General features: G+C 63.5%; 5 protein-coding genes and 1 pseudogene. 2 read left to right on the top strand and 4 right to left on the bottom strand.

All coding sequences use genetic code 11. From position 1 onward, the window contains the following. Positions 1–886 (top strand): annotated as a pseudogene (locus G113_RS20485) (efflux RND transporter permease subunit); the annotation flags it as partial. A gap of 19 nt (positions 887–905) precedes the next feature. Then, positions 906–1,262, top strand: a complete 357-nt coding sequence (locus G113_RS07800) for a copper-binding protein (protein ID WP_005898263.1) — start codon at positions 906–908, stop codon at positions 1,260–1,262. 77 nt (positions 1,263–1,339) lie between these two features. On the opposite strand, the gene G113_RS07795 is transcribed toward G113_RS07800, so the two are convergent. From G113_RS07795 to G113_RS07780, 4 genes are all read right to left on the bottom strand, one after another. Next, the gene (locus tag G113_RS07795) at positions 1,340–3,034 is read right to left on the bottom strand and encodes a pyridoxal phosphate-dependent decarboxylase family protein (protein WP_005898260.1); all 1,695 of its coding nucleotides are present in this window, start codon (positions 3,032–3,034) and stop codon (positions 1,340–1,342) included. 158 nt (positions 3,035–3,192) lie between these two features. Continuing rightward, positions 3,193–4,209 carry a lipoate--protein ligase gene (locus tag G113_RS07790; RefSeq protein ID WP_005898258.1) on the bottom strand — a complete coding sequence of 339 codons (1,017 nt, stop codon included), beginning with the start codon at positions 4,207–4,209 and terminating at the stop codon, positions 3,193–3,195. Between the two features lie 117 nt (positions 4,210–4,326). Then, a complete protein-coding gene (locus tag G113_RS07785) occupies positions 4,327–7,491 on the bottom strand; it encodes an efflux RND transporter permease subunit (RefSeq protein ID WP_005898256.1) in 3,165 nt (1,054 codons plus the stop codon). After that, the gene (locus G113_RS07780) at positions 7,484–8,503 is read right to left on the bottom strand and encodes an efflux RND transporter periplasmic adaptor subunit (RefSeq protein WP_005898254.1); all 1,020 of its coding nucleotides are present in this window, start codon (positions 8,501–8,503) and stop codon (positions 7,484–7,486) included. Before G113_RS07780 ends, G113_RS07785 begins: the two co-directional genes overlap by 8 nt. Between the last annotated feature and the right edge of the window lie 17 nt (positions 8,504–8,520).

The following is an 8,520-nucleotide window of genomic DNA, read 5'->3' as shown; positions in this document are numbered from 1 at the left end:
GGCGCGAGCGCTATCCCATCAACCTGCGCTACCCCCAGAGCTACCGGGATTCGGTGGCAAGCCTGTCGTTGCTGCCTCTGGTGATCCCCAAGGGGGAGCGTATCGCCCTGGCTGATCTGGCCCGGGTCCATATCAGTGACGAGGCGCCCATGCTGCGCAGCGAAAATGCCCGACTCGGTGGCTGGGTCTATATCGACATCAGACAGCGGGATATCGGCTCCTTCGTGGCGGATGCCAAGGCGCAAGTCGCCGAGGCACTGGTGTTGCCTCCCGGCTACTCCCTGAACTGGTCCGGGCAATATGAGTACATGGAGCGGGCCAAGGCACGCCTCGGCCTACGGTGGTGCCGCTCACGGTCGCCATCATTGTGCTGCTGCTCTATCTGGCATTTCGCCGCATCCAGGAGGTGCTGCTCATCCTCATCACCCTGCCGCTGGCGGTAGTGGGCGGTATCTGGACCGTCTGGCTGCTCGATTTCAACCTCTCGGTGGCGGTCGGGGTCGGTTTCATTGCCCTGGCCGGGGTGGCGGTAGAGACCGGGGTACTGATGCTGGTCTACCTCAACCACGCCTGGGATGACCTGATCGCCCAAGGCAAGCCGGACAGAGCCGGGCTGCACAAGGCCGTCATCCAGGGCGCGGCCCTGCGCCTGCGTCCCAAGATGATGACTGTGGTCACCATCATCGCCGGCCTCCTGCCCATCATGTGGAGCCAGGGTACCGGCTCGGAGGTAATGCAACGCATCGCCGCCCCCATGATCGGTGGCATGGTGAGCGCACTGGTGTTGACCCTGCTGGTGCTGCCTGCCGCCTACTACCTCTGGCGCAGCCGCGGCCTTGACCGGCCTGCGCCATCTGCACCTGCCAATACCGAATGTCGCGAATAAACAACGAGAAGGAGAGATGATGAACTACAAGACGCTTGCACTGCTGCTCGGCATCGCCGTCAGCACCCAGCTCCAGGCCGAGGAGATGATGAGCCATGAGGGTCATGACATGAGCCAGATGACCGACATGCAGGGCATGAACGACATGGCGGAGAAGGTGATGACCAAGGGGGTCATCACCCGCATTGATGAAGCCAATCACAAGGTGGGGATAAAGCATGAGGCCATCACTAACCTCAAGATGCCGCCCATGACCATGGTGTTCATCCTGGCCGATCCGGCGCAGCTTCAGGGATTCCGCGTCAATGACGCGGTCCGCTTCCACGCCGAACAACAAGGAGGCAAGCTGACCCTGACCCGGCTGCAAAGGCAGTAAGCCGGCTGGCACCCAGCAAAACGGCGGGATATTCCCGCCGTTTTGCTTTTCGTCAGGCCATCTTGGCCGGTTCCCGTTCAACCGCGAATGTGGGCGATAAAGGCGTCTATCTGTGCTCGGCCACAGGCCGGGTTCATGAAGACCGCCTTCTCCCCGGCGATATAAGAGTACTTGCCGCGGGCATCGTAATCGGAACGCGCGATGGCCTCCACCCAGTTGGTATAGAGCCCCACCTTGCCCCGGCCGGTAAAGAGGCCGCGGTGATATTCGGTGTTGCGCTGCAAGCGTGCCTTGTAGGCAGGATCAGATGAGCGGGCCAGCTCGAAGGCAAACTCGGCCTCAGGATCCGCCACCCACTCGGGGTTGTAAATCTTGAAGCCCACGCTCGGCCCCTGGTTCTCCTGAGCCACCAGCTTGACGTTGCCAAGCTGACTCAACTGGTAGCGGAAGTAGTTGGCATTTTGCAGGCAGTGGGCCAGCACGGTGCGATACCCCTCCACCCCCATGTAATTTAACGCCGCATAGGCGCCAAACAGCCCGCTCGCCCCCCGTGAACATTCGATGGTGGACTGCAGGTGGGTCTGCCCCTGGATGTCCCGCTCAAAATAGGAAAAGTTCTCCGGATCGTTCTCCATCGCCTTGAGGTCATCCTGCTCTTTTATCATCACCAGGCTGGAGGTGTAAGGCACATAGCCCCACTTCTGGAAGTCCACGGTGAACGAATCTGCGTATTTCAGCTCGGCGAAGCGGCAAACATTGCGCTCTATCCCCGCCAGGGTGGCGCCGTTGATGGCCAGCGGGTTGGTGGCAAAGTCATAGTCCAGGAAGAAGATCATCGACCAGCCGATGGCCGCATCCACGTGGATGTGCGGCTTGACGACCACCTCGAACCGCTCGCACAACCGGTCCCGCAGCTCGACCACGGGTTTCACCTGATCCACCCCGAAGGTATCCGTGGTCCCCATGGTCAGCATGATGGTCGGCACCACGTGCTTGAGGGCAAAGCAGGCGGTGAGGGTGCGCTCGAGATCCGCGAGATCGATGTCGTTGTTCTCCCCGACCTGGATGCGAATGGTCTTGTGCTCTATGTCCACCCCGAGCAGGGAGAGGTTGGTGATGTTGGAGTAGTGGCCGCCCTGGGAGTTGATGATGCGGTAATCCTGATAGTGACCCAGCCCCTTGTGCTTGGCCTCGGGCAGACTCTTGCGAATGCCGAGCAGGTAGCCGTAGAGGTTACAGAATGTCCCCCCCTGGGTGAAGATGCCGGTGGCGCGGGCCGGATCATAACCTGCCAACAGCGCTATCTGGCGCACCACCTTGCGCTCCAGCTCCTCGGCCACCCCGGCATATTCGGAGTAGACCAGATTGGGGTTGGCCAAGATGCCAAGCTGGGCACCGTAAATGGCGGGATCCGCCGGCATGGTGATGACGTTCTCGACGCTGGAGGGGCTCTCCCAGTCTTTGGAAAGCGCGCCGGCAAACAGCAGCTCGGCCATGGGCTCGCCCGGGGAGCGCATGGCTTGGGGCACCGGCATGGTCTCGCAAAGATCGGCGAGACGCTCGCGCCCCTCTGGCCAGGCGTCCAGGCGATCGGCCGGGGCCAGACCCCGGGCCCGAAATGCACTGATCGCGGCAAACCCGGGTTCGCGAAACACGGGCCAGAGGGCGGGATCACGAGAGAAATAGTTTGCTTTGACGGCGGCGAAGCGCGCGGCAAACTCGGGGTGGACGGCGTTGACGTTTTCATCTTTCAGATAGAGCAAGTGGTTCATTTTTATAATATTCCAATCAACTTGGGTGGGCCTGTTATACGCCCACGCTCTGCGCCGTGACACAGACAATATCTAATGATGTCCCCTAGATTTTATTATCCGAACTCGCCCTATCCCCCTCTCGGCCTGTTCATGGGCCTGTGGGCCTGCCACACAGGCTAGCGCAGTTGTTGCATCAACCAGACCATCAGCTCCTTGAGCATTGGCTCTGCATCAGGATACTCAGCGACCACCTTCTGGCCGAGAGATTCGATGACCTCCGGCCGGTAGGCGATGCCATGCAGGCGCTGCGCCAGGGCTTCCAGGGGTACCAGATCCAGGCTGTCGCTGAACAGCTGCACCGCACTGATCTGCCCCTGTACCACATCGAAGTGCAGCTCGACCCCACCCCAGATGAAGCGCTCGCTCAGGGAATGACTGAAGGCGGGGGCCTTGCCGAAATTCCACTCCCAGCGGGCCTGGTGCGCAAACTGCGGTGCAAAGCCTGGCAAGTCCGGCAGGCTATCCGGGGAGATATGCTCGGGCAGGACCCGGGCCCCATAATGGGCGAAGAAGGCCTCGCTCAGGGCATCGACCAGCGCTGCATGGCTGATATCGGCGCCCAGCTCACTCAGGTTGGCGACCCTGCCCCGCACCGAACTTATCCCCTTGGCTGCCAGCTTCTTGGGATCGGGGTTGAGGTAATCGGCAAGGCGGCCCAGATCGGCGCTGCGCAGCACAGTGCCATGGTGAAAGCCGCGATCCTGGGTCTCCCGATAGGCGGAGCCCGAGATCTTGCGCTCCCCGTCCGGGGTCGAGACCAGCAGATCGTTGCGCCCCGAGGCGAACGCATCTATGCCCAGGGACGCCAGGCCAGCCAGCACGATGGCGGTGGAGACGCTCTTATCGTACTCGGGCTTGCCCGCCATGAAGGTGAAGCAGCTGTTGCCAAGATCATGAAAAACGGCGCCGCCCCCGCTGCTGCGCCGGGCCAGCTTGATGTCGTCTCGCTCCATGCGGCGGGTGTTGCACTCCTTCCAGGGATTCTGCCCGCGGCCAATGACCACGGTATCATTATTGCGCCACAGGAAGAGCACCCGCTGGCCCGCATCCATCTGGCGGAAGATGCACTCCTCCACAGCGAGGTTGAACCAGGGGTCATGGGAGTCGGATATGAGTAAACGCAGAGCAGTCATGGGCAGGCCTTAATCGAGTCAATACCGGGCGATATTACCACCTTACTGGCATGGTGGCGGCCATCGAACGCAGGCGCTTGCCAATCGATGGTCATCTACCGATCACCTCTGCCCATGTCAGCGGCGATGAGAGAGCTGGCTGTAGTAGAGCAGCGGGATCACCACCAGGGTAAGCAGGGTGGAGACCAGAATGCCGAAGATGAGACTGATGGCCAGTCCGTTGAAGATGGGATCATCGAGGATGAACAGGGCGCCTATCATGGCGGCCAATGCCGTCAATATGATGGGTTTGGCCCGCACCTGCGCCGCTTCGATCACCGCCTGCTCGAACGCCATGCCGGCTCTGCGCTGCTGCTCGATAAAGTCCACCAGCAGTATGCTGTTGCGCACTATGATCCCGGCCAGCGCTATCATCCCTATCATCGAGGTGGCGGTAAACTGGGCCCCCAGCAGGGCGTGGCCCGGCATCACCCCGATCAGGGTGAGCGGGATGGGCGCCATTATGATGAGCGGCACCAGGTAGGAGCGGAACTGGGCCACCACCAGCAGGTAGATGAGGATCATCCCCACCCCGTAGGCCAGCCCCATGTCGCGGAAGGTCTCGTAAGTTACCTTCCACTCCCCGTCCCACAACAGCGCCACCTCCCCCAATTTATCGGGCTGCCGCACGTAATATTGGGGCAGCGCGATGTCGGCACCGACGGCAAACATGCCGTAGAGCGGGCTGTCGGTATGGCCACCCATGTCGGCCACCACCATCACCATGGGCTGCATGTTCTTGTGCATGATATAGCCGGGGGCCACCTCGTCTTTGCGACTCACCAGCTCGGAGACCCGCACCAGCTGACCGCTCTGGCTGCGCACCTTGAGGGCCAGCACACCCGCCAGATCCCGCTTGTCGCCGGGAGCGAGTTCGATGCGCACTGGCACCGGATACTTGGCGCCGTGCCCCTGCAGCCAGCTGGCATCCTGATAGCCCACCCCGCCATCGAGGGTGCTCACCAGATCTCCGAGATCGACCCCGAGCAAGGCCGCCTTGCTGCGATCCACCACCAGCCGCCACTTGGGCTGGGGGTCGGTCAGATAGATGTCCACATCCACCAGATCGGCCGTGGCCACGAAGCGGGCCTGTACGGCGCGCGCCGCCGCCTCACGGGCAGCAGGCGTCGGGCCATAGACCTCGGCAACGATGGGTGACCAGACCGGCGGGCCGGGGGGCACCTCCACCACCTTGAGGTTGCCCCCCGCCGCATTGGCGATGGCCTGCAGCGGCGCCCGTACCGACTGGGCAATCTGGTGGCTGCTGCGATGGCGCTCATGTTTGTCCACCAGATTGACCTGAATATCCCCCACATTGGCGCCGCTGCGGATGAAGTAGTGGCGCACCAACCCGTTGAAGTTGATGGGGGCGGCGCTGCCGGCATAGATCTGGTAATCCTTCACCTCAGGCACCCTGGCAAGCTCTCGCCCGACCGCCAGCAGGGTGCGCTCGGTCTGCTCCAGGGTCGCCCCCTCCGGCATGTCGAGCACCAGCTGGAATTCCGGCTTGTTGTCAAAGGGGAGCATCTTGAGCACCACCCACTGCACCACCGGCATGGCGGCGGCCGCCCCGACCAACAGCAACACCACCAGCCAGAGTTTGCGTCTGGCGCGCTTGGCGCCGTCACCGATCAGGAAAGGGGTCATCAGCCGGTGAAAGAGGCCGGCCTTGGCCTCGCCGTGGACAACATGCACCTCACCCTTGAGCAAATGGCTCGCCAGCCAGGGTGAGAAGATAAAGGCCACCAGCAGGGAGATGAGCATCCCCATGCTGGCATTGATGGGGATGGGGCTCATGTAGGGGCCCATCAGGCCGCTGACAAACGCCATCGGCAGCAGGGCCGCGATCACGGTCAGAGTCGCCAGTATGGTCGGCCCCCCCACCTCGTCCACCGCCCCCGGAATGAGATCCTTGAGTGCCCCCTTGCCGAGGCCGCGATGGCGGTGGATGTTCTCCACCACGACTATGGCGTCATCCACCAGAATGCCGATGGAGAAGATCAGCGCAAACAGCGACACCCGGTTGAGGGTAAAACCCCAGGCCCAGCTGGCAAAGAGAGTCAGTGCCAGGGTGATGACGATGGCAACGCCAACTACCAGCGCCTCGCGCCAGCCCATACTCACCAGTACCAGCAGCACCACAGCCGTGGTGGCAAAAATCAGCTTGCCGATGAGAGTGTTGGATTTGGTCTCGGCGGTGACGCCATAGTCCCGGGTCACCGTCACCTCGACCCCGGCCGGGATCAGCCGGTTCTTGAGACTCTCGACCCGCGCCTCTACCCGCTTGGCCACATCGACCGCGTTCTGACCCGGCTGCTTGCCGATAGCCAGGGTCACCGCCGGATAGCTCTGCTCACCCTGCCCCATCCAGCTGCGATTGGTCGGGGTCTCCTGACCCAGAGAAACCTTTGCCACATCGCCGAGATAGACAGGCTTGCCGTCGTGCACGCCCACCACCAGCTCCCGGGCCTCCTGCTCACTTTGCAGGAGCTGCCCCACCTGTACCTTGATCTCGCTGTTATCTTGCTCGATGGCCTGTGTCGGGCCCACCTGATTGGCGGCCGCAAGTCGCGGGCTCAGCTCGCCCCAGCTGATGCCGTGGGCGCTGAGGGCCACCGGATCCGGCATCACCCGCAGCACGCTGCTCTGGCTGCCCAGGCTGTAGATATCGCGGGTGCCGGGCAGGCGCTTGAGCTCGGTCTCCAGCTCGTGGGCAACCCGGGTCAGCTCGGCGGCCCCTAGCTGCTTGCTCCCCTCTTTGCTCCATAAGGTCAGACTGACGATGGGGACATCATCGATCCCCCTGGGTTTGACCAGCGGCTGGCCGACGCCAAGCCCCTGGGGCAGCCAGTCCCGGTTCGAGTCGAGCTGGTTGTTGAGGTCGACGATGGCCTGCTCGCGGCTCACCCCCACCTTGAACACCACCACCAGCAGGGCGCCATCGGGGCGAGAGAAGGAGTAGAGGGTATCAATACCCTTTATCTGGGAGACCACCTGCTCGGCAGGGGTGGTAACGAGGGATTCGACCTCGGCCGGGCTGGCACCCGGGAAGGGAATGTAGACATCGGCGAAGGTGACATCGATCTGCGGCTCCTCCTCCTTGGGGGTCACCAGCACGGCAAACAGGCCGAGCAAGAGCCCCACCAGCGCCAGCAGCGGCGTGATGGCCGAGCCCTGAAACAGGGCCGCCAGCCGACCGGCAGGCCCCAGTCTCTCCCTGTTGCCGTTCAGGTCTCTACTCATGGGGCATCTCCTGTTGACGGGCCCAGGCATCGGGGGCCAGGGTATCACCGGCGTTGAGGCCAGCCAGGATCTCGCACTGCCCTTTAAGGCAGTGGCCGACCCGCACCGGCGTCAGGGCCCAGCCATCCGGCTGCTGCAGATAGACGCCGTTGAACTCCCCCTGCCGCAGCAGGGCGCGCTCCGGCACTTGCAACACCTGACGCTCACCCTGTCTGAGCTGCACCTTGAGCCACATGCCGGGCAGCACCCCCGCCGTGCTCGGCGGCAGGTCGAGGCGCAGCCGAAAGCTGTGGCTCTGGCTGTCGGCATAGTTGAAGCGGGTCAGTTTGACGGGGACAACGACCTTGCCATCGGGCAGCAGCACCTGCACATCCGCGGGCTGGCTCGCGAGGGCAAGGGCGGACTGGGGCAGCTCCAGCTCCACCCGCAGCTCGCCCAGGGAGAAACCGGAGAGCAGCGGCGTGCCGGGGGCGACCGTCTCCCCCAGCTCCACCAGTCGCCTGGTGACCACACCGGCGTAGGGGGCGAGGACGCGGGTATAGCCGTAGGCTTCCCGGGCCTGGGTGAGGGCGGCCTCGGCGGCATTGACCTCGGCGCGGGCGGCCCGCTCGGTCGCCTCTGCGTTGTCGAGCTGGGCCCGAGTGATCACCCCCCTGGCAATCAGCGCCTCGAAGCGGGCGAGCTGGCGCCCGGCCTCCACCTGCTGGGCCTGGGCCCGGGCCACCCGCGCCTCGGCGCCGGTCACGGCGGCAAACTGCTCCTTGCTGCTGATTTCGAGTAGCGGCTGCCCGGCCTGCACCTCGTCGTTCACGTCCACCAGCATGCGGGAGACCCGGCCACTGGTCTGGGCCGCCACCGTCCCCTGATGAATCGCGCTGACGGTGCCATCCAGGGTGAGCCACGCTGTGACCCGCTGCGGGGCCAGGGTCACGGGCGCCTCGGCCTCGTCGGCCACCACCAGGGTGGACGTCATGACCAGCAGGGTGGTCACCAGCAACCGAATTGTGTTCATCATGACTCTCCTTCCCT

The organism is Aeromonas molluscorum 848, from assembly GCF_000388115.1.
GTDB lineage: Bacteria > Pseudomonadota > Gammaproteobacteria > Enterobacterales > Aeromonadaceae > Aeromonas > Aeromonas molluscorum.
This window is presented reverse-complemented; position numbering and strand designations above follow the sequence as displayed.

Excerpts from the sequence above, each read along its gene's own strand:
- G113_RS07800 (WP_005898263.1), top strand. The coding sequence starts at position 906 with ATGAACTACAAGACGCTTGCACTGCTGCTCGGCATCGCCGTCAGCACC.
- G113_RS07795 (WP_005898260.1), bottom strand. The coding sequence starts at position 3,034 with ATGAACCACTTGCTCTATCTGAAAGATGAAAACGTCAACGCCGTCCAC.
- G113_RS07790 (WP_005898258.1), bottom strand. The coding sequence starts at position 4,209 with ATGACTGCTCTGCGTTTACTCATATCCGACTCCCATGACCCCTGGTTC.
- G113_RS07785 (WP_005898256.1), bottom strand. The coding sequence starts at position 7,491 with ATGAGTAGAGACCTGAACGGCAACAGGGAGAGACTGGGGCCTGCCGGT.
- G113_RS07780 (WP_005898254.1), bottom strand. The coding sequence starts at position 8,503 with ATGAACACAATTCGGTTGCTGGTGACCACCCTGCTGGTCATGACGTCC.